Origin of the sequence: Mycobacterium shottsii (genome assembly GCF_010728525.1) — a bacterium.
Classification (GTDB): Bacteria; Actinomycetota; Actinomycetes; order Mycobacteriales; family Mycobacteriaceae; genus Mycobacterium; species Mycobacterium marinum.
Genome location: NZ_AP022572.1, coordinates 5,287,500 through 5,309,327, shown reverse-complemented (window position 1 = coordinate 5,309,327; position 21,828 = coordinate 5,287,500). Strand labels below are relative to the sequence as shown.

7 protein-coding genes and 2 pseudogenes are annotated in these 21,828 nt (G+C 66.4%); 5 read left to right on the top strand and 4 right to left on the bottom strand.

Annotation, left to right across the window (positions count from 1 at the left end):
- Positions 1–5: 5 nt before the first annotated feature.
- The 3 genes and pseudogenes from G6N41_RS24500 to G6N41_RS24490 all read left to right on the top strand — a co-directional run.
- Complete coding sequence (locus tag G6N41_RS24500; RefSeq protein WP_198965924.1) at positions 6–6,320, top strand: type I polyketide synthase; 6,315 nt, start codon at positions 6–8, stop codon at positions 6,318–6,320.
- Positions 6,321–6,738: 418 nt separating this feature from the next.
- On the top strand, positions 6,739–7,428 hold the full coding sequence (locus G6N41_RS24495; protein WP_198965923.1) for an LppX_LprAFG lipoprotein: 690 nt from the start codon (positions 6,739–6,741) through the stop codon (positions 7,426–7,428).
- A 129-nt stretch (positions 7,429–7,557) separates the two neighbouring features.
- Positions 7,558–7,746, top strand: a pseudogene (locus G6N41_RS24490) (IS481 family transposase); the annotation flags it as partial.
- On the opposite strand, the gene G6N41_RS24485 reads toward G6N41_RS24490, so the two are convergent.
- From G6N41_RS24485 to G6N41_RS24475, 3 genes are all read right to left on the bottom strand, one after another.
- Positions 7,743–10,502, bottom strand: a complete 2,760-nt coding sequence (locus G6N41_RS24485; protein WP_198965922.1) for an MMPL family transporter — start codon at positions 10,500–10,502, stop codon at positions 7,743–7,745. The pseudogene G6N41_RS24490 and the gene G6N41_RS24485 sit on opposite strands and share 4 nt — an antisense overlap.
- Position 10,503: 1 nt before the next feature.
- Positions 10,504–12,246, bottom strand: coding sequence for a fatty-acid--AMP ligase FAAL28/FadD28 (gene fadD28 / locus G6N41_RS24480; protein WP_198965921.1), 1,743 nt, complete (start codon positions 12,244–12,246; stop codon positions 10,504–10,506).
- Between the two features lie 122 nt (positions 12,247–12,368).
- Positions 12,369–12,650 carry a hypothetical protein gene (locus G6N41_RS24475; RefSeq protein WP_038579212.1) on the bottom strand — a complete coding sequence of 94 codons (282 nt, stop codon included), beginning with the start codon at positions 12,648–12,650 and terminating at the stop codon, positions 12,369–12,371.
- Between the two features lie 11 nt (positions 12,651–12,661).
- Between G6N41_RS24475 and G6N41_RS24470 the strand changes: the two are divergent.
- Together G6N41_RS24470 and pks2 are read left to right on the top strand one after the other, a co-directional pair.
- Positions 12,662–13,476, top strand: a pseudogene (locus G6N41_RS24470) (phthiotriol/phenolphthiotriol dimycocerosates methyltransferase).
- A gap of 580 nt (positions 13,477–14,056) precedes the next feature.
- A complete protein-coding gene (pks2, locus tag G6N41_RS24465) occupies positions 14,057–20,356 on the top strand; it encodes a sulfolipid-1 biosynthesis phthioceranic/hydroxyphthioceranic acid synthase (protein WP_198965920.1) in 6,300 nt (2,099 codons plus the stop codon).
- Positions 20,357–20,554: 198 nt separating this feature from the next.
- Here pks2 and G6N41_RS24460 read toward each other — a convergent pair whose 3' ends face one another.
- Complete coding sequence (locus tag G6N41_RS24460) at positions 20,555–21,799, bottom strand: phthiocerol/phthiodiolone dimycocerosyl transferase (protein WP_020728220.1); 1,245 nt, start codon at positions 21,797–21,799, stop codon at positions 20,555–20,557.
- Positions 21,800–21,828: the final 29 nt, after the last annotated feature.

The window sequence follows — 21,828 nt, the reverse complement described above, 5'->3', positions numbered from 1 at the left end:
TGAGTATGACCACCAGCGGTGAAAGCGCCGACCAGCAGAACGACAAGCTCTTCCGCTACCTGAAGAAGGTCGCTGTCGAGCTCGACGAGGCACGCGCGCGACTGCGGGAATACGAACAACGCGCAACCGAGCCGGTGGCGGTGGTAGGAATCGGCTGCCGGTTTCCCGGCGGCGCGGATGGCCCGGAAGGGCTGTGGGATCTGGTTTCGCAGGGGCGCGACGCCGTAACGGAGTTCCCGAATGACCGAGGGTGGGACACCGACGGGTTGTTTGACCCGGATCCGGATGCCGAGGGCAAGACCTATACGCGGTGGGGTGCGTTTGTCGAGAACGCCACCAACTTCGATGCCGGGTTCTTCGGCATCCCGCCAAGTGAGGTCCTGGCGATGGATCCCCAGCAGCGGCTCATGCTGGAGGTCTCCTGGGAGGCGCTCGAGCATGCCGGGATCGACCCGATGTCGTTGCGCGGGTCCTCGACGGGGGTCTTCACCGGAATTTTCGCGCCCAGCTACGGCGGCAAGGACGTCGGTGCGTTGCAGGGGTACGGGCTGACCGGCTCGCCGGTGAGTGTGGCCTCGGGACGGGTCGCTTACGTGCTGGGGCTGGAAGGCCCGGCGCTGTCGGTGGATACGGCGTGCTCGTCGTCGTTGGTGGCGATCCATTGGGCGATGGCCTCGTTGCGTTCCGGGGAATGCGACATGGCATTGGCCGGTGGTGTGACGGTGATGGGGCTGCCGTCGATCTTCGTCGGGTTCAGTCGGCAGCGGGGGTTGGCCGCAGATGGGCGATGCAAGGCATTTGCCGGGGCGGCCGACGGGACCGGCTGGGGCGAAGGTGCCGGGGTGCTGGTGCTCGAGCGGCTATCCGATGCGCAACGCAACGGGCACAACGTATTGGCGGTGGTGCGGGGCAGCGCGATCAATCAGGACGGCGCGTCCAACGGCCTGACCGCGCCCAATGGGCTCGCCCAGCAGCGCGTGATCCAGGCGGCATTGGCAAATTGTGGGTTGACATCCGCCGATGTCGACGTGGTCGAGGCCCACGGGACCGCAACCACATTGGGTGATCCCATCGAAGCCGAGGCGTTGTTGGCCACCTATGGGCAGGGACGCCCGACGGATCAGCCGCTCTGGGTGGGCTCGATCAAATCGAACATGGGTCACACTCAGGCCGCCGCGGGTGTGGCCGGGGTGATCAAGATGGTGCAGGCCATGCGGCACGGCCGGATGCCGGCGTCGCTGCACGTCGATGAGCCTTCCAAACGAGTGGATTGGGAAAGCGGCGCGGTGTCGGTGCTGGCCGAGGCTCGGGACTGGCCGGATGCCGGGCGCCCGCGCCGGGCCGGTGTGTCCTCGTTCGGGATCAGCGGCACCAACGCGCACGTGATCCTGGAAGAGGCTCCGGCACCGGAAGCGGTGCCGGACGGCGAATCCAACAAGGGCGAGCCGAGTTTGCCGGTGGTGCCATGGGTGATTTCGGCGCGATCGGCCGAGGCGCTGACGGCGCAGGCCGGCCGACTGTTGGCCCATGTCCAAGCCGACCCGCAGTCCAACCCGGTCGACATCGGGTTCTCGTTGGCGGGCCGATCGGCGTTCGAGCACCGGGCCGTGGTGGTCGGCGCCGATCGCCAGCAATTGCTGACCGGGCTGGCGACGCTGGCCGACGGCGCGCCGGGCGCGGGCGTGGTGACCGGGCAAGCGGGGTCGGTAGGCAAGACCGCCGTGGTATTCCCCGGGCAGGGCTCGCAGCGCATCGGCATGGCCCGGGAACTCCATGACCAACTTCCAGTGTTTGCTGAAGCGTTTGACGCGGTGGCCGACGAGCTGGATCGTCATCTGAGAATCCCTCTGCGTGAAGTTATGTTGGGATCCGATGCGGCGCTGCTGGATAGCACCGAATTTGCTCAGCCGGCATTGTTCGCGGTGGAGGTGGCGTTGTTCGCGGCGCTGCAACGCTGGGGACTGCAGCCCGACTTCGTGATGGGCCACTCGGTGGGAGAGCTGTCCGCGGCCTACGTCGCCGGGGTGCTGACATTGGCCGATGCGGCCATGCTGGTGGTTGCGCGCGGCCGGTTGATGCAGGCCCTGCCGGCCGGCGGAGCCATGGTGGCGGTGGCCGCCGCCGAAGACGAGGTGTTGCCGTCACTGACCGACGGTGTGGGCATCGCCGCGATCAACGCCCCCAAATCGGTGGTGATCTCCGGGGCCGAGGCCGCGGTGACCGCCATCTCCGACCAGTTCGCCCAGCAGGGTCGGCGGGTGCATCGGCTGGCGGTCTCGCATGCGTTCCATTCGCCCCTGATGGAGCCGATGCTCGAGGAGTTCGCGCGGATCGCCGCCCAGGTTGAGGCGCGGGAACCACAGATCGCGCTGGTGTCGAATGTGACGGGCGAATTGACCAGTGCCGATGGCGGTTTCGGATCTGCGCAGTATTGGGTCGAGCACGTTCGGCGGGCGGTGCGCTTCGCCGACAGCGCGCGGCAGCTGCACACACTCGGGGCGACCCATTTCGTGGAGGTCGGACCCGGTAGCGGATTGACCGGCTCCATCGAGCAGTCGCTGGCCCCCGCCGAGGCGGTCGTGGTGTCGATGCTGGGCAAGGACCGTCCCGAGGTGGCCTCGGTGCTCACCGCGTTCGGCCAGCTGTTCAGCACCGGGATGTCGGTGGATTGGCCGGCGGTATTTGCCGGCTCGGGTGCCACCCGGGTGGACCTGCCGACGTACGCCTTCCAGCGCCGGCGGTTCTGGGAGGTACCGGGCGCCGATGGGCCCGCCGACGCGACCGGATTGGGTCTCGGCGGTGCCGAGCATGCCCTGTTGGGTGCGGTGGTCGAGCGTCCCGATTCCGGTGGCGTGGTGTTGACCGGCCGGCTGGCGCTGGCCGATCAGCCTTGGCTGGCCGATCACGTGATTGGCGGAGTCGTGCTGTTCCCCGGGGCGGGCTTTGTGGAATTGGCCATCCGCGCCGGTGACGAGGTCGGCTGTGCCGTCGTCGAGGAGTTGGTGCTGGCCGCGCCGCTGGTGCTGCACCCCGGAATGGGCGTGCAGGTGCAGGTGATCGTGGGAGCCGCCGATGACTCCGGGAACCGGGCGCTGTCGGTGTATTCGCGCGGTGATCAGAGCGAGGACTGGCTGCTCAATGCCGAGGGCATGTTGGGGGTCGAGGCGGCAAGCTCCGGTGGGGATCTGTCGGTCTGGCCGCCGGAGGGCGCCGACAGCGTCGATATCTCCGATGGCTATGCGCAGCTGGCCGACCGCGGCTATGCCTACGGTCCGGGATTTCAGGGGCTGGTGGGGGTCTGGCGGCGCGATTCCGAGCTGTTCGCCGAGGTGGTCGCTCCCTCCGGAATGGCCGTCGACAAGATGGGAATGCACCCGGTGGTACTGGACGCGGTGCTGCACGCGCTGGGGCTGACCGCCGAGCAGAACCCGGATTCCGATGAGACAAAGCTGCCGTTCTGCTGGCGGGGCGTGTCGCTGCACGCCGGTGGTGCCGGCCGGGTGCGGGCGCGCCTGACCATGTCCGGGCCGGATTCGATCGCGGTGGAGATCGCCGATGCCGCGGGGCTGCCGGTGTTGACGGTGGGCGCGCTGGTCACCCGGGCGATGTCGGCGGCCCAGCTGCGCGCCGCGGTTGCGGCGGCCGGTGGTGGTGCACACGACCAGGGGCCGCTGGACGTGATCTGGTCGCCGATACCGCTGAGCGGCGGCGGCACCCACGGGTCTGCTCAGCCCGCCGTGGTGTCGTGGGCGGACTTCTGCGCCAGCGGTGACGGTGGCGCGGCCGGCAATGCCGGTGTGGTGGTGTGGGAGCCCAACCGCGCGGGCGAGGATGTGGTGGGGTCGGTGTACGCGGCCACCCACGCCGCCCTGGAGGTGTTGCAGTCCTGGTTCGACGGGGACCGCGCGGGCACCTTGGTGGTGTTGACCCACGGCGCCGTGGCGATGCCCGGCGAGAACGTCAGCGACCTGGCCGGCGCTGCGGTATGGGGAATCGTGCGGTCGGCGCAGGCCGAGAATCCCGGCCGGATCGTGCTGATCGACGCTGACGCCGCGGTGGAGGCGGCGGAGCTGGTCGCAGTTGGGGAACCCCAACTCGTAGTGCGCTCCGGCGCGGTACACGCCGCTCGGCTGGCCCCGGCCCCGCCGCTGCTGGCGGTGCCGGCGGATGAGTCGGCGTGGCGGTTGGCCGCCGGTGGCGGCGGAACGTTGGAGGACCTGGTGATCGAGCCTTGTCCAGAGGTCCAGGCGCCCTTGGCCGCCGGACAGGTCCGGATGGCGGTCCGTGCGGTCGGGGTCAATTTCCGCGACGTAGTGGCGGCATTGGGGATGTATCCCGGTGAGGCCCCGCCGCTGGGGGCAGAGGGCGCGGGGGTGGTCCTCGAGGTAGGTCCGCAGGTATCCGGGGTGGCCGTCGGTGACTCGGTAATGGGTTTCCTTGGTGGTGCCGGTCCGCTGTCGGTCGTGGACCAGCAGCTGATCACCCGGATGCCACAAGGGTGGTCGTTCGCCCAGGCCGCCGCCGTACCGGTGGTGTTCCTGACGGCCCTGTTCGGGTTGCAGGACCTGGCCAAGATACAGCCCGGCGAATCGGTGTTGATCCATGCCGGAACCGGTGGCGTGGGCATGGCAGCGGTGCAGCTGGCTCGCCACTGGGGCGTCGAGATCTTCGTCACCGCCAGCCGCGGCAAGTGGGACACGCTGCGCGCCATGGGATTTGACGATGACCACATCGGCGACTCCCGCACGCTGGACTTCGAGGAGAAGTTCCTCGCGGTCACCGACGGCCGTGGGGTCGATGTGGTGCTCGACTCGCTGGCCGGTGATTTCGTGGATGCTTCGCTGCGACTGCTGGTACGCGGCGGGCGTTTCCTCGAGATGGGCAAGACCGATATCCGCGACGCCGCCAAGATCTCCGCCAACTACCCCGGCGTGTGGTACCGGGCCTTCGACCTGTCTGAGGCCGGCCCGGTGCGCATGCAGGAGATGCTGGCCGAGGTGCGGGAGCTGTTCGACACCGCAGTGCTGCATCGGTTGCCGGTCACCACCTGGGACGTGCGCTGCGCGCCGGCGGCCTTCCGGTACATGAGCCAGGCCCGCCACATCGGCAAGGTGGTGCTGACCATGCCGTCGGCGCTGGCCGACGGGCTTGCCGACGGAACGGTGCTGATCACCGGTGCCACCGGGGCGGTCGGTGCGGTGCTGGCCCGCCACATGCTCGATGCCTACGGCGTGCGTCATCTGGTGTTGGCCAGTAGGCGAGGCGATCGGGCCGAGGGGGCTGCCGAACTGGCCGCCGAGTTGTCCGAGGCCGGCGCCAATGTGCAGGTGGTGGCCTGCGATGTGGCGGACCGCGACGCGGTGGAGGCGATGCTGGCCCGGTTGTCGGGGGAGCGCCCGCCGGTGCGTGGCGTGATTCACGCCGCCGGTGTGCTCGATGACGCCGTGATCAGCTCGTTGACGCCGGAGCGGATCGATACCGTATTGCGGGCCAAGGTGGATGCGGCCTGGAATCTGCACGAGGCCACCTTGGATCTGGATTTGTCGATGTTAGTGCTGTGTTCCTCGATCGCGGCGACCGTGGGCTCGCCGGGGCAGGGCAACTACTCGGCAGCAAACTCGTTCCTGGACGGGTTGGCGGCGCATCGGCAAGCCGCGGGGTTGGCCGGGATATCGGTGGCGTGGGGGCTGTGGGAGCAGTCCGGCGGCATGGCTGCACATCTGAGCAGCCGCGACTTGGCTCGGATGAGTCGCAGTGGGCTGGCTCCGATGAACCCGGAGCAGGCGGTAGGGCTGCTCGATGCGGTACTGGCGATCAACCACCCCCTCATGGTGGCTACGCTCTTGGATCGGCCCGCCCTGGAGGCCCGGGCTCAGGCCGGCGGCTTGCCGCCGTTGTTCGCCGGGGTGGTGCGCCGTCCGCGGCGGCGCCAGATCGAGGACACCGGGGATGCCGCCCAGTCGAAGTCGGCGCTGGCCGAGCGCCTCAACGGGCTGAGCGCAGGCGAACGCCAAGACGCCCTGGTTGGTCTGGTGTGTTTGCAGGCCGCAGCGGTGCTGGGCCGGCCGTCCCCCGAGGACATCGATCCGGAGGCAGGGTTCCAGGACCTCGGCTTCGACTCGATGACCGCGGTAGAACTGCGCAACCGCCTCAAGAGCGCCACGGGTCTGACGTTGCCACCCACGGTGATCTTCGACCATCCGACACCGACTGCGATCGCCGAATATGTCGGCCGGCAGATTCCGGACAGCCAGGCAACCCAAGCCGATGAGGAAAAGCTGCCCGAATCCGACGGCGAGATGGTTTCGGTAACTGCGTAGCAGGGACGAGCGCCGGTTGCCGGTGAGTTGGTGGGACGCGACGGATCGCTGGAAAGGACTGAAGCGCTTGCTAACTCACCGGCGTGGCCGGTATCTGCATCGGGGTAGTCGATGAGCCACGTCGGCCGCGGCCGCGAGGCCATGCGGATGCACGCTAAGATCGGGTACGCCAGCAAGCGCATGATGTTCGGGTCCGCCGTAGGCGCGGCGAATGTCTTGTTGGCCAATGTGATGGATGACGCGTGGCCAATGGTGCTGCGCCGTAGGGCCGCCAGAGGGCACAGTGCGGGGCACCACAACGGTGATCGGCATTGCTGTCGGCCCGCTCATGACCGACCTGTGTGCTGGGTTCGGTGCTGTCCGCGGGTGCAAAGCGAGCTTGAGCCAATATCGGCCAATATCAGCGAGGTGGTAGGCAGTGAACCAAAGGAAACCGGCGGTCATCTCCGCCCTTCTGGTAGCGCTTGGTCTGGTCTTGTGGGTGTCCGGATGTTCTTCCGACAAATCGCAACCCGAGGCCCAAAGCTCGACCACCGTACCGGCCGATCCGGCGTTGATGGCCGAGGTTGAGCAATCGCTCGACGCGACAAAGGCGTTGACCAGCGCGCATCTGGCGATCCGCACAACCGGGAAAGTCGACAGCATGCTCGGGATCAGTAGCGCCGATGTCGATCTCCGGGCCAAACCGCTCGCCGCGAAGGGTGACTGCACCTATAACGGCGAGGCGGGTGTCCCGTTCCGCGTCAAGGACGACAACATCTCGGTCAAACTGTTCGACGACTGGAGCAATCTGGGCTCCGTGGCTGATCTGTCGGCCTCACGCGTGCTGGACCCCATCAATGGGGTGACGAAGTTGCTCTCCGGTGTCGCCAACCTGCAGTCGCAGGGCAACGAGGTCATCAACGGAATCCAGACCAGCAAGATCACCGGAACGCTGCCAACAGACAGCGTCAAGATCTTGGACCCTGGCGCGCGCAGTCCGCGACCGGCGACCGTGTGGATCGCCCAAGATGGTTCGCACCGCCTCGTTCGGGCCAACGTGGACCTCGGTTCCGGGGCCGTCGAGGTCACGTTGTCCAAATGGAATGAACCGGTCAACGTCGACTGATCGCCCGGGCCGGCCGCTGACCGGTGCCTAGGTGTGCTGACCACAGACGCTGGTGAGCGTGGCGTGGCGACATGACGAAGATCTCCGAGTGGGGTGCGAGCTGTCTAGGAATGCACCAACTCAATCTCGAAAGTCGAGCCCTTTCACCGCACCTTGGCCGACGAGTGGGCCTACGCCCGTCGCCACACCAGCGATACCGAACGCTACGACGAATTCCCCAGGTGGTTTCACACCGACAATTACCACCGCGGCCACACCGTGCTCGGCGGCCGACCACCCGCCAGCCGCGTCCCTAACCTGTCAGGTCAGTACACCTAGTCGGTTGCTAGGTCGGGCTCGGCGACCGGCTCGGCCGCGACGGTGCGGTCAGCCCGATCTTGCATCGCGGCCGGAATGCACACCCGTGCCACCACCGTCAGCGCGGCGACGCCGAACAGCACCACGGTGCCGATCTGACTCAGCGCGCCCACCGACCCGGCTGAGACCAGCACCAATCCCAGGCCGAAGACCGCGGTCAGGGCCGCCAGCGGCGCACCGGCGCTGCGCAGCGCCGCGGTATCCGCGGGCTGTGCATCGGGTGTGATCGGGGCTTCGGTGGTGATCGGGGTGCCCGTGCGATCCAGGAGATAGGGAAGCCCGCACGCCGCCAGGATGGCGAAGGACACCAACGGTACCGCTGCGGGTATCTCACGTCCCGCCAGATATTGCCAGAGGGCTGTCGAAATGCCCAGCGCAGCGAGGTAGGCCGCGAGCAACCCGACGGCCATCACAACGGCCGTGAGCGCTCCGCGCCACATGCTGACCAGAACCAGCACCGCCAGCATCATGGCGGCCAGCAGCACGGCATCGTGGGTGAGGGAGCCCCGGACGTCGGTGGCCACTTGGGCGGCCCCGTTCACGGTGATTTCGGCGTCCTCGAGGCTGCCGTACTTCATTGCCTTGCCGGCCGCGGCTTCGAGCTGTTGTGCCCTTGCCGACGCGTCCAGACCGAGGTTGCTGTCGGAGAAGACGAGTAGCCGGGTGGCCGTCCCGTCCGCCGAAAACATCGACTGCCGTACCTGCTGGTAAGACGGGTCCGCGAGGGTCTTACCCGATACATAGAAGCCACCCTGGCCGGTGTTGGCGAAATCGAGCCTGAGATTCTTCAAGAACGCCGACACCTGCACGAGTTGCGGGAGGGTGTTCTCGATGGTCGTTTCCAGGTTGGGCACAAAAGACTGCAGCTGGGCCAGTGCCGATCGCATTTGAGCGACCACCTGCGGCGCGGAGGAGAAGGCGCCCAGCGTCTTGCGCGATACCGCGGCGATGCGATCAGCCCCGTCGGTGAGCAACTTCACGTCGTCGACCATCCTGTCGACGGGATCGATGACCTTGCCCGCGGCGACACACAACATGTCGGCGGGACAGTTCGGGACGTCGCCCATCCAACCGCGGACCGGATCCAGATATCCGGACAACTCCACTGTCACGCCTTTGATGTTGTTGGTGCCAGATATCAGGACGTCGACGTTCTGCTGAATTTGGGCTGCCCCGGCCAGACCGGCGGTGACGCTGCGGTCCAGCTCGTCGACCGCGCCGGACATCTGATCGACGATCGACCCCAACGTCTTTATCGCTCTCACCTGCGGCATGAAGGAGCCGGCCCCGCGATCGAGCTCATCGCTGAGTCTTCCGGCAGCGGCGGTCAGCGACGCGTCCGTCCATGGCACACCGGCCGGCCATGCCGCCGACTCCACCCTGCGGACGCCGGGAATCTCCATCAGCCGGTGGCTGACCTGGTCGATGGCAATGAGCCCGGCTGGGTCTGACAGATCGTGCTTGGCTTCGAGCATCACCACGTCGGGCAGTGGTTGCCCAGGCAACACCCGCTTGGTGCCGCCTGCGGCCGGTTTCACCGGGCCGTCACCGATGCCCCATTGCATCCCGATGACCGGTATCGCACACACCGCGAGCACCAGGGCGGCGACTACGGCGGTGCGCGGTATCGACACGGGCAGTGAACGGCGGGCGCCGACGGGTCGTGACGAGGACAGCCGTGACGGCCCGGTGAGCCCGATCAGGGCAGGCAACAGTGTCAGCGAAGCCGCAAGTGCCACAACGACACCCAGCGCGGCGACGCCGACTCCGTGGAGCGCGGGCGTTCGGGCCAGCAGTAGCGGGGCGGTGAGTATCGCGACGCCCGCTGCGGGCATGGCCAACGCGGCCAGGTTGTCGCGGGATGCCGCTCGGCCCACCGGCTGGGCCGCCGTGGCACCCGGGTGATGTCCGGGCCGTGCGACCAGCATGGTGGAAGCGGCGATCGTGCCGATTGTCAGTATCGCGGCCAGGGTCGCGGAGAACACGGTGAAGACCGAGATGTTCTGTCCGGGGATAGCGCGCAGCGCGGCGGCCAGCGGCCACGCCACCGCGAGCGAGAGGCCGGCGGTCAGCAGCACGACTGCGGCGGCCACGAGCGAGCGGCGCGCCCACAGCAGTAGTAGGACGGCAATCACCGCAGTGGCGAGCACGATCACCGCGCCCTGCCACGCCGTCATGTGCGCGGGCACGCTGCTCGACGTCGTCGGACCTACGACGCGGGCGCGTAGCCCCGCACTTGCCGGCAGATTGTGCACCACCGATTGCGCGGCTTGCAGCGATTCCCGCGCCTGGGTTGACCCGGCCTGGCCGACCAGCCAGACCATCGCGATCGCCGAGTGGCCATCGGAGCCGGTTCCCAGCGGGACTGTCAGAGGATCTGACCACCAGTCGAGGACGGAACCGATGTGGCGGCTGTCCGCGCGCAGCGCGCTAACCGCCGCGTCGTAGTAGTTCTGATCGGCGGGCCCAAGGGTGTCGCGCCCATCCACCACCAGGTAGGCGACCGCGTTGGTGCCGGTGCCCGGGAAGGCCTGCCCAATCCGGCTGCTGGCGGCAGACGCCGTGGAATCTGGCGACAACAGCGCCGAGCCGGCGTCGCTGGATTTTCCCGGCGCTAGCACTACAGCCAGGTTCGCGATCACCGCCACCGCAATCCAGGCGGCGACGATGAGGAAGTTGACCAGCCGCGACGACCTATGGGTACCGTCGGTTGACACGCTAGGCGTCCAGGCGGGCGAACTGCTGCTGTCGATACTGCTCGACGCACGCAGCCCGCCTGACCTTGCCGCTGGTCGTGGTCGGGATCGAACCCGGCGCTACCAGAACCAGATCCGCGACGCTGAGGCCGTGCGAATTCGACAGGGCCGAGGTGACTTCACGCTTGATGGCGCCGAGTATCTCGAGGGTGTCTTGAGCCGAGTCGCCGCGCTTTCTGAGTTCGATGATGGCGACCAATTTCTCGGTGCTGCGATCACCGGGGACGGATATCGCCGCGCAGCGGCTCCGGGTGATTTCCTGAATCGTGGCCTCGATGTCATCGGGAGAGTGGTTGCGTCCATACACGATCAAGAGATCCTTGATACGGCCGATGATGAACATTTTCGTGTCTTCGATGAATCCGGAGTCTCCGGTTCTTAGCCATGGACCTTCGGGGGTGCCTTCGGATGGCGAGGCTAACTTTCCGCCGAAGGTGCGCTCGCTTTCCTCCGGCTTGTTCCAATAGCCGATGGCGACGTTGTCGCCATGCACCCAGATTTCGCCGACCGTCCCCTCCGGGCATTCGGTGCAGGTATCGGGGTCGACGACTCGCACCAACGGTGAGCGCGGCAAGACGTAGCTGACCAACTGGGTGCCGGCTCCGCTTTCACACCGCTTCGCCTGACCGGCGGTCAAACTTTCAGCCTCGAAGTCCAGGATCTCGGGGGGCTGAGCTGGCCTGCTGGTCGACACGTAGACCGTTGCCTCGGCCAGGCCATACGACGGGCGGAGCACCCTTTCCTGCAGATTGAAGCGGGCAAAGCGGTCGGCGAAGCGCTTCAAGGTTGCGGGTTGTACCCGCTCGCTGCCGCTGAGGATGGTCAGCACATTGCCCAGATCATGTCCGGCCATGTCGTCATCCGACACTTTTTTGGCCGCGAGTTCGAAGGCGAAGTTCGGTGCTGCCGAAAATGCGTGCGAACTGGTGGCCAGCATCTGCATCCACCGCGCCGGACGCTGCAGGAACGACACCGGGCTGGTAAGCACTGCCTGATATCCACCGAGAATCGGTGCGCAGACCCCCAGAACCAGACCCATGTCGTGGTAGAAGGGCAGCCACGACACCAGCGTCGCGTCCGGTGGCGCGAGCCCATCGGTGTCGGCAAAGTAGCCCGACATCAGCTGTTCGAAGTTGGTTCTCAGATTCTGGTGCGAAAGCTCGACGCCGGCAGGCTCGCGGGTCGATCCCGACGTGTACTGCAAATACGCCGTAGCCGGGTAGTTTTCGTCACCGGCACCAGATCCGGCCGAAGCGTCCAGGTCCAGCCGGTCGAGTTCGATGATCGAGGGAGCCGGCCCGGCGGACTGAGCCGAAACATGCTGGGTTACATCGTCGATGACCGGCGATGTGGTGAGAATCGCGACCGGGGACGCGTCACGTAGCACCGATGTGGCGCGGTCATCGCTGGCGCCGCCCTGGGGAACCGAAAGCGGAACCGCGATCCGTCCGGCCTGCAGCGCGCCGAGGAAAGCGACGATGTATTCGAGTCCCTGCGGAGCCAAGATCACCGCACGGTCACCGACCGCCCCGCAACTGCTCAGGTCTCGGGCCACGTTCAGCGTTCGCCGATACAGCTGCGACCACGTCAGCGTCTCCGCTACACCGTCCCAGTCCCGTTCGTAGTTCATGAAGGTGAACGCTGGGTCGTTGGGCTGCAGGCGGGCGCAGGCACGAAGCGCCGCGGGAAGGGAACGCACACTCATGGGCATCACGTTACCGGCCTGGATGCAACGTTGCCCCGGCCTGCCCACGAATCCGGGCGGCGGGCACCCCGCAGGGGCGTCAAAGTTGCATTTCGCGAGTTCAACGGTGGTCTAGTGGACATTCACCAAACGGCGGGGGTAGGTCGAGCGACCTGGTTGATCTTGATTTCTTGTGCGCACGGATGCGCGGGGAAATGATTGCCGTCGATCTGCCCCATTTCTTGGGCGGGTTCGGGTCGCGTCACTTCCGGCGGTGGGGGCCGGCTAATCGAGGGGCGCAGCAAATGGCCTTGTCCGTATTCCCGGCCATCACCGCAGTGCGGTGGCGGGTTGCGCCGCATTTTCACGGACGCGCCGTTGCCGTTCTTGCCGTTCTTACCGTTCTTGGACAGGTGCTCTGCCATACTGCTTCCCCGTGGCCTTAAGTCGTACCCACCGTGTCGTCGCCGGCGTCGCACACACCCGGGTCTACAAGAAAATTTGGAAATACTGGTATCCGCTTATGACCCGTGGGCTCGGTGCCGATGAGCTTGTGTTCATCAACTGGGCTTACGAGGAAGATCCGCCGATGGACCTGCCATTGGAGGCGACCGACGAGCCGGACCGATGCCACATCAACCTGTATCACCGGACGGCGACCCAGGCTGATCTGAGTGGTAAACGCGTGCTGGAGGTCAGTTGCGGCCATGGCGGCGGGGCCTCCTACCTCACCCGTACCCTGGGCCCCGCCTCGTATACGGCATTGGACCTTAACCCGGCCGGCATCAAGTTCTGCCAACAACGGCACAACCTGCCCGGTTTGGATTTCGTGCAAGGCGATGCCGAGGACCTACCTTTCGAGGACGAATCCTTTGATGTGGTGCTCAACGTGGAAGCCTCACATTGCTACCCGCGGTTTCCAGTTTTCCTCGAAGAGGTGAAGCGGGTGCTGCGCCCAGGGGGGGGTACTTCGCATACGCGGATATCCGGCCCTGCACTGAGATCGCCGAATGGGAGGCCGCACTGGCCGCCGCCGGGCTGCAGCAAATTTCGTACCGAGAGATCAACGCAGAGGTTCTGCGCGGCATCGACATCAATACGCCGAAGTCACGAGAACTGGTAAAGCGCCATCTGCCGATCTTTTTGCGCGCCGCGGGCCGCAACTACATCGGTGTGACGGGCACCCCCCTGTACCGCCTAATGCAAAGCGGTGATATCTCGTACCGGATGTACAGCTTCGGCAAGGAGTAGCCGCCCCACCGGTCCCTGCCTGCTCCGCAGCAACGTCATGCGAATGCGTTGGGGCAGAACAGGATTGACGGCGGGATTGAGGGCCGGGCTGGTGGGGGAGAACCTGGTGGGGGCCGGCCTGGTAGGTCCGCGCGCGGCTTCGGGGGTCCCTGCGTCCTGGTTCGGTGCCTCGCCCACGTGTGCCACCGGGTGACGCGAGATTGGCCGGCCGGATCGATTCATCTCACAGCTGAAGGTCATTCTTCTCACAGCAGGCCGGTCAGACCATCCGATCTCGGGGTCCTTCGGGTCCGGCCCCTTGATATACACCGTGGTGATCGGGGCCACTCGCCGCTCAATCGGTCGGACCCGTCACAGGCCGGGTAATCGCGCAAGCCGTGCTCCCGGCGTGCCCTGAGTCGTCTAGGCTTGCTTGCGAGACCCGCCAGCGGTGTCGAGATCCGGCTTGGCCTGGATTGGCGGCTTCGGAACCGGCGTTGTAGCCATTTCGTTGCCCTTGTGAATGATTCGGTGGTGTCGTCGGTGTCACACCGGTTGAACGGTGTGAGATCGGTCGAGCTGAGACAAGGAATATAGATTTATGCAAAAACCTGCCACGCCCGTTGCGATTATCGGGATGGGATGCCGGCTGCCCGGAGGCGTCGACTCGCCCGAGAAGCTCTGGGAGTCCTTGCTGCGCGGTGACGACTTGGTCTCCGAAATTCCACCTGACCGGTGGGACGTTGACGACTACTACGACCCCGAGCCGGGCGTCCCTGGTCGAACGGTGTCGCGATGGGGTGGGTTCATCGACGACGTCGCCGGTTTCGACGCCGATTTCTTTGGCGTCAGCGAACGGGAAGCGACCTCGATCGACCCGCAGCATCGGCAGTTGCTGGAGACCGCGTGGGAGGCGATCGAGCACGCCGGTCTCGATCCGGCGTCGTTGTCGGGATCCTCGACGGGTGTGTTCGTTGGGCTGTCCCACGAGGACTATCTGGTGCGCACGGTCCTCGCGGGCGACTTGGCGGGCCCCTACGCGTCGACAGGCCTCATCAACAGTGTGGCGTCCGGGCGCATTGCCCACACGCTGGGCCTGCACGGTCCGGCGATGACGGTGGACACCGCATGCTCTTCCGGTTTGCTCACGGTGCATCTGGCCTGCCGCAGCCTGCACGAGGGGGAGAGCGACCTCGCGTTGGCCGGCGGCTGTGCGTTGCTGCTGGAGCCCAACGGCAGTGTTTCCTTGTCCTCGCAGGGCATGCTCTCTCCGACCGGTCGCTGCCACGCGTTCGACGTCGACGCGGACGGTTTTGTGCGTTCCGAGGGTTGCGCGGTGGTTGTGCTCAAGCGACTGTCGGATGCGCTGGCCGACGGAGACCGGATCCTCGCGGTGGTACGCGGTACCGCTGCCAATCAGGACGGGCGCTCCGAGACGTTGCTCATGCCGTCGGAGACTGCGCAGGTCGCCGTCTACCGCGAAGCCCTGGCGGCGGCAGGAGTGGACCCAGCCAGCGTGGGAGCGGTGGAGGTGCACGGCACCGGTACCCCGGTCGGTGACCCGATCGAGTATCGGAGCCTGGCGCAGGTGTACGGCGCCGGCGGCAGCCGCTGCATGCTCGGATCGGTCAAGACCAATATTGGGCACAGCGAGTCCGCCGCGGGAACGGTAGGACTGATCAAGGCGACCCTGTCGCTTGGACACGGGGTGGTGCCACCGATGGTGCACCACACCCGACTGCCCGACGAGCTTGCGGAGATCGAGACGGGGCTCTATGTGCCCCACGAGATCACGCCATGGCCCGAGGACCAGGGGCCGAGGCGGATCGCGGTGTCCTCGTTCGGGATGTCGGGGACCAACGTGCACGCCATCCTCGAAGAACCGCCCACACCAGCGCCGGCAAGCGATCAAGGCCCCGCGGAGCCCGGCATGGCCAGCCCATTGCTGTTCGCTTTGTCCTCCACCTCGGCTGACGGGCTCCGGCAGACCGCACGTGAGCTCGCCGAGTGGGTGGGTAGTCGCGCGGACTCCGCGGCCTCCACCGAGGAGGTCGACCTGGCCTACACGCTGGCGCGCCGGCGTGCGCATCGGCCGGTGCGCACCGCGGTAGTCGCCGCCAGCCTGCCCGAACTGGTCGAGGGTTTGCAGGAGGTCGCCGAGGGTGACCTCATGTATGAGGCCGCGGTCGGACGCGGCGACCGGGGACCCGTATGGGTGTTCTCGGGGCAGGGGTCGCAGTGGGCCGCCATGGGCGCCGACCTGCTGGCCAACGAACCGGTGTTTGCTGCGACCGTTGCCGCGGTAGAGCCGATGATCGCCCACGAGTCGGGTTTTTCGGTGACCGAGGCGATGACGGCGCCGGAAAAGGTGACTGGGATCGACAAGGTGCAGCCGACCCTGTTCGCCATGCAGGTTGCGCTGGCCGCCACCATGGAGAAGACCTACGGGGTGCGCCCGGGTGCCGTGATTGGGCACTCGCTGGGTGAGGCGGCCGCGGCCGTCGTCGCTGGCTCGCTGTCGCTGGAAGACGGCGCACGCGTCATCAGCCGCCGGTCCAAGCTGATGCTGCGGATCTCCGGAGCCGGCGCGATGGCATCAGTGGAACTACCTGCCAAGCAAGTGAATTCGGAGCTCATGGCCCGCGGCATCGATGACGTCGCCGTCGCGGTAGTGGCCTCGCCGCAGTCCACGGTAGTCGGCGGTGCCACCGAAACGGTGCGTGATCTCGTTGCGCGGTGGGAGCAGCGGGAGGTGATGGCGCGCGAGGTTGCAGTGGACGTGGCGTCGCACTCGCCTCAAGTCGACCCAATCCTCGAAGATCTGGCCACGGCGCTGGCGGATATCGTCCCGTCGGCTCCCAAGGTTCCGTACTACTCGGCCACTCTGTTTGATCCGCGAGAGCGGCCCACCTGCGACGCCGCTTACTGGGTGGACAACCTGCGCAACACCGTGCAGTTTGCTGCGGCGGTGCAGGCCGCGCTAGAGGACGGCTTCCGAGTCTTCGCCGAGCTCTCGCCGCACCCTCTGCTGACCCACGCCGTCGACCAGAACGCCCGCAGTCTCGACATGTCGGCGGCCGCTCTGGCCGGTATGCGGCGGGAGCAGCCGCTGCCGCACGGGTTGCGCGGCCTGCTGACCGATGTGCACAGCGCTGGAGCCGCCGTGGACTTCTCGGTGCTCTATCCAGCCGGCCGGTTGGTGAATGCGCCGCTGCCGGCGTGGACGCACCGGCGCTTCTTCGTGGACGGTGAAGGACAAGACAGCAAGGCGCAAGGTGCCTGCTCGCTCACCGTGCATCCGTTGCTCGGCGCACATGTGCGGCTGAGCGAGCAGCCGGAGCGCCATGTTTGGCAGACCGATGTCGGCACCGACACCTTGTCGTGGCTAAGCGATCACCAGGTGCGCAACGTGGCCGCCCTTCCCGGCGCGGCTTACTGCGAGATGGCGTTGGCGGCCGCCGGCGAGGTATTCGGCGAAGCATTCGAGGTCCGCGACCTGGCCTTTGAGCAGATGCTGTTGCTCGATGAGGAGACCCCGATCGACGCCGTCGCGTCGCTGGACTCGCCGGGTGTCGCCAACTTCGTGGTGCAGACCCATGTTGACGGTGAAACCACGCGCCACGCCACCGCGGCGTTGCGCGCCAGCGACGACGAATCCGTGCCGCCGGCCTACGACATCGCAGCGCTGTTGGCGGCCCACCCCGTCTCGGTCAACGGAGCCGAGTTTCGTGAAGCGTTCGTCGAACGTGGCATTCAGCACGGTCCCGCATTCAGCGGTCTGACCATCGCGCGTACCGCGGAGACAGAAGGCAGCACGGTGCTGGCCGAAGTGGCGCTGCCCGCGTCGATTCGGTTCCAGCAGGGGGCCTACGGCGTGCACCCGGCGCTGCTGGATGCCTGCTTCCAGTCCGTCGCCGCGGGCGTCAAGAGCACCGGCGGTGGCGGCTTGCTGTTGCCATTGGGTGTGCGCAGCCTGCGTGCCTACGGGCCGACCCGCAATGCCCAGTACTGCTACACGCGGGTAACCAAGGCCGACGCCAATGGAGGCGAGGCCGACCTGGAGCTGCTCGATGAGCAGGGTTGCGTGCTATTGGCCGTGCGTGGGCTGCGCCTGGGCACCGGGACCTCCGAAAGCGGTGAACGCGACCGCGTACTCAGCGAGCGTCTGCTGACCCTCGAGTGGCAACAGCGACAGCTGCCCGAGGTCCTCGACGAGGAGACCGGCTCGTGGTTGCTCATCAGCGCCTCCGATGGTGAGGACTTGATGGCAACGATGTTGGCTGATGCTCTGAAATCCCAGGGCGCGGAGTGCGCCAGCATGGTCTGGTCGGCACAGGACGATCTGGCCGGCGGCATCGAAAAGCTGCGCGCCCAGCTTCGGGCCCGTGCCAACAAGGGTGTGGTGATCGTCTGTGGGCCACGTAGCGGCGACGCGGATGAGCAGAGCCTGCTGCAGGGTCGTGAGCAGGTGCGCCACCTGGTTCGGATCACCCGGGAGTTGGCCGAGCTGGAAGGTGAGCTGCCGCGTCTGTTCGTGGTGACCAGGCAGGCTCAGCGAGTTCGGCCAGAAGACGAGATCAATCTGGAGCAGGCCGGACTGCGCGGCCTGTTGCGGGTGATTGGCAGTGAGCATCCGCTGTTGCAGACAACCCAGGTCGACGTCGACGAAAGCACGCAGGCCGAACAGCTGGCCCAGCAACTGTTGGGAGGATCCGAGGAAGACGAGACCGCCTGGCGCGGTGGCGAGTGGTACGTGGCGCGCCTGTTCCCCGGCCCACTGAGCGCTGACGAACGGCAAACCGCCATCGTCGACCACGAGCGTGACAACATGCGGCTGCAGATCCGCACGCCGGGTGACCTGCAGACGCTGGAACTCGCCGCCTGTGACCGCGTTCCGCCGGGGCCCGGTCAGATCGAGGTCGCGGTGACCATGTCCAGCATCAACTTCGCCGATGTCCTGATCGCCTTCGGCCGGTACCCCAGCTTGGAGGGACGTCTGCCGGAGACGGGGACCGACTTCGTCGGCGTGGTGACGGCGGTCGGGGAGGGCGTCACGGATCACCAGGTCGGTGACCGGGTTGGCGGCTTCTCCAAGGACGGATGCTGGCGGAGCTACCTCACCTGTGATGCCAACCTCGCTGTCACACTGCCGGCGGGCCTGTCCGACGAGCATGCGGCCGCGTCCTCCACCGCCCACGCCACCGCGTGGTACGGCCTCAACGACCTGGCCGGAATCAAGGCCGGGGACCGGGTGCTGATCCACTCCGCAACCGGTGGTGTGGGGCAGGCGGCCATCGCGATCGCGCGCGCCGCAGGGGCGCAGATATTCGCAACAGCCGGCAATGCGGAACGTCGGCAGCTGTTGAACGACATGGGCATCGAGCACGTTTACGACTCGCGCAGCATCGAGTTCGCGGATCAGATCCGGCGCGACACAAACGGGTACGGCGTCGATATCGTGCTGAACTCGCTGACGGGTGCCGCCCAACGCGCGGGCCTGGAGCTGTTGGCCTTCGGCGGACGGTTCGTCGAGATCGGCAAGGCCGATGTGTACGGCAACACCCGGATGGGGCTGTATCCGTTCCGGCGTGGCCTGACGTTCTACTACGTGGACCTCGGGCTGATGTCGGTCATCCAGCCCGAACGGGTCCGCGAGTTGCTCTCGACGGTGTACAACCTCACCGCCGAAGGTGTGCTGAGTGCACCGGAGTGCACTCACTACCCATTGGCCGAAGCCGCCGAGGCTATCCGGACGATGAGTAACGCCGCACACACCGGCAAACTGCTGCTCGACATGCCGCGAAGTGGGCGCAGAGGGGTAGTGGTACCTCCGGAGCAGGTTGAGGTGTTCCGCAGCGACGGATCCTACATCATCACCGGCGGCCTGGGCGGCCTGGGGCTCTTCTTCGCCTCGAAGATGGCCGCGGCGGGCTGCGGCCGGATCGTGCTGACTGCCCGCTCACAGCCCAACCCCAAATCGCGGCAGGCCATCGAGCGGCTGCGGGCTAATGGGGCTGACATCGTGGTTGAGTGCGGCAATATTGCCGAGCCGGAGACCGCTGACCGTCTGGTCAGTGCGGCGACCGCCACCGGGCTTCCGCTGCGGGGTGTGCTGCACGCGGCCGCGGTGGTCGAGGACGCCACGTTGAGCAACATCACCGACGAGCTGATCGATCGGGACTGGTCGCCCAAGGTTTACGGATCCTGGAACCTGCATCGCGCATCGACCGGACAGCCGCTCGACTGGTTCTGCTTGTTCTCCTCGGGTGCGGCCCTGATGGGTTCGCCCGGTCAGGGTGCCTACGCGGCGGCCAACAGCTGGGTCGACGCGTTCGCTCACTGGCGCCGTGCTCAGGGCCTGCCGGTCTGTGCCATCGGCTGGGGTGCGTGGGGTGAGGTCGGCCGCGCCACGTTCTTGGCCGAAGGTGGCGAAATCATGATCGCCCCCGACGAGGGTATGTACGCATTCGATCAGATGCTGCGCCATGCCCGCACCTACACCGGCTACATCCCGATCATCGGTGCGCCATGGCTGGCAGACCTGGTCAGGCGCAGCCCGTGGGCTGAGATGTTCCAGTCCAGCGGTCAAAACACCAGGGGCCCAAGTAAATTCCTCGCGGAGCTGAAGTTGCTGCCGCAAGAGGAGTGGGCCGGTCGGCTGCGGCGTCTGATAGCCGAGCAGGCCAGTGTGATCCTGCGTCGCACAGTGGACGCGGACCGGCCGTTCGTCGAGTATGGCCTGGACTCGCTGGGCATGCTCGAGATGCGGACCCACATTGAAACCGAGACGGGGGTGCGGCTGTCGCCCAAGGTCATCGCCAGCCATAACACTGCGCGTGCCTTGTCGCAGCATCTGGCCGACACATTGGCCGAGGAAGAAGCCCAAGCCGCGGCGTCATAACGGCGGATCCGTTGCACTGTAGCGTTCTTCGTGAGCCCACGAGGTGCGCTGCAGTGCAACGGTGCCTTATGGCAGCGAACTAGGCCTGATGGTGGCGAACGAGAGCCGATCTATACAGCCTGCGATCTAACCAAAAGGGTTCGATCCAACAAAAGGTGGGATCTACAGGTCGGATCTACAAAAGCGCGCAGGCTCAGGTCATTCCATGAACAACCCGTACTCTGAGGGAACAGAGCACAGGATGTCGCGGATGGCGTCCAACAAGAGCTGTGGCGCCGGGATGCTGCCGTGCAGCTCGATCGAGAGCCGGTCGGTGGCGATCGAGCAGGCGTAGAAGCCGAAGGGGACATCCATCGCGCAGTGGATCCTGCTGTGGAAGTCCACCAGCTCCACGTCTTCCGGTGTGCGGATCGGCGGCAGCGTACTGACGTTCGTGCACAAGACAAATGGTGGCAGTCCGGGGGGAGTTCCCTCCAGGATCCTGCCGGAACGAAGCGCCGATTGGTGAATCATGCCGTCGGACAAGTCAGCCCGGAAAGTTGCGACGATGTCGGCTGCCAATTCGGTGATGTCGGTGTCGGGACCAATCTCGGCGAGATAGGTTGCCAATCCCACCGGGTTGGTGCTCTCGGTCGCCCCTACCGGAGGGCTCAAAAGGAAGCGCAGATCTACGGCGTAGCAGTAGGGAATTGGGACGTGCGGCGTCTCGCGCAACCGCCACTCGGCGAGCAGGATAGCGGCCGCCAGCACCGCGTTGAAGCTGAGCCCATTGTCTCGGCTGAACGAGACCAGGTCGGCGGTCTCCTGGCTGGTGAGTCGGCACCTGGTGACCGGAACCGGCTCGGGCGCTTCGAACTTGCGCATCTCCTCGGCGATGGGCGGAAGGTCATAGGCGAACAAGAGCGGCAAGAAACGCTCGAACCCGGTCAGCGCTGATTGCTTGATACCGCGGCGCTTCAGCAGCTCTTCAGCTGGTTCGGGCGCCGGCTCGGGTGTTATCGGACCGGGGTCGCCGGTAGTGACCACGTCGGTATAGCGGGACAACAGCTCGTCAAGCAGGCTGCCGAGGTGGTGAGCGTCGGCCAGGCTGTGATGGACATACGCGGTGACCAGGCTCTCCGACTCGCCGAGCGTCAACTGCAGCCTGAACAGCGAGTCGCGCTGATCGAGCTGCACATGGGGGTTTTCGGCCCGCCTGCCGTCGATGACTACCAGCCCCGAGTGCAGCAGGTCATTGGCGACAATGTGGTGGTTCCCGTCGGGGCCTTCCTCCAGATGGGCCGCGAACACCGGATGGGCCTGCAAGAGAGCGTCGAAGGCCTCCGACATCGCATCGATGTCGACCGGACCTCGCACATGCGCTGTGAACGAGGTGAAAGCCTGGTATCGGGCGTATATTTCCTCGCTGAACGCCAGCTTCCGGATTACGGCTCCGGGGAACACGTTAGGACTCTCCGTTCTTCACTGCATGG

Bases quoted from the DNA above. Each gene is read 5' to 3' on its own strand.
- G6N41_RS24500 (WP_198965924.1), top strand. From the start codon at position 6: ATGACCACCAGCGGTGAAAGCGCCGACCAGCAGAACGACAAGCTCTTC.
- fadD28 (WP_198965921.1), bottom strand. From the start codon at position 12,246: ATGAGTGTGCGTTCCCTTCCCGCGGCGCTTCGTGCCTGCGCCCGCCTG.
- G6N41_RS24475 (WP_038579212.1), bottom strand. From the start codon at position 12,650: ATGGCAGAGCACCTGTCCAAGAACGGTAAGAACGGCAAGAACGGCAAC.
- pks2 (WP_198965920.1), top strand. From the start codon at position 14,057: ATGCAAAAACCTGCCACGCCCGTTGCGATTATCGGGATGGGATGCCGG.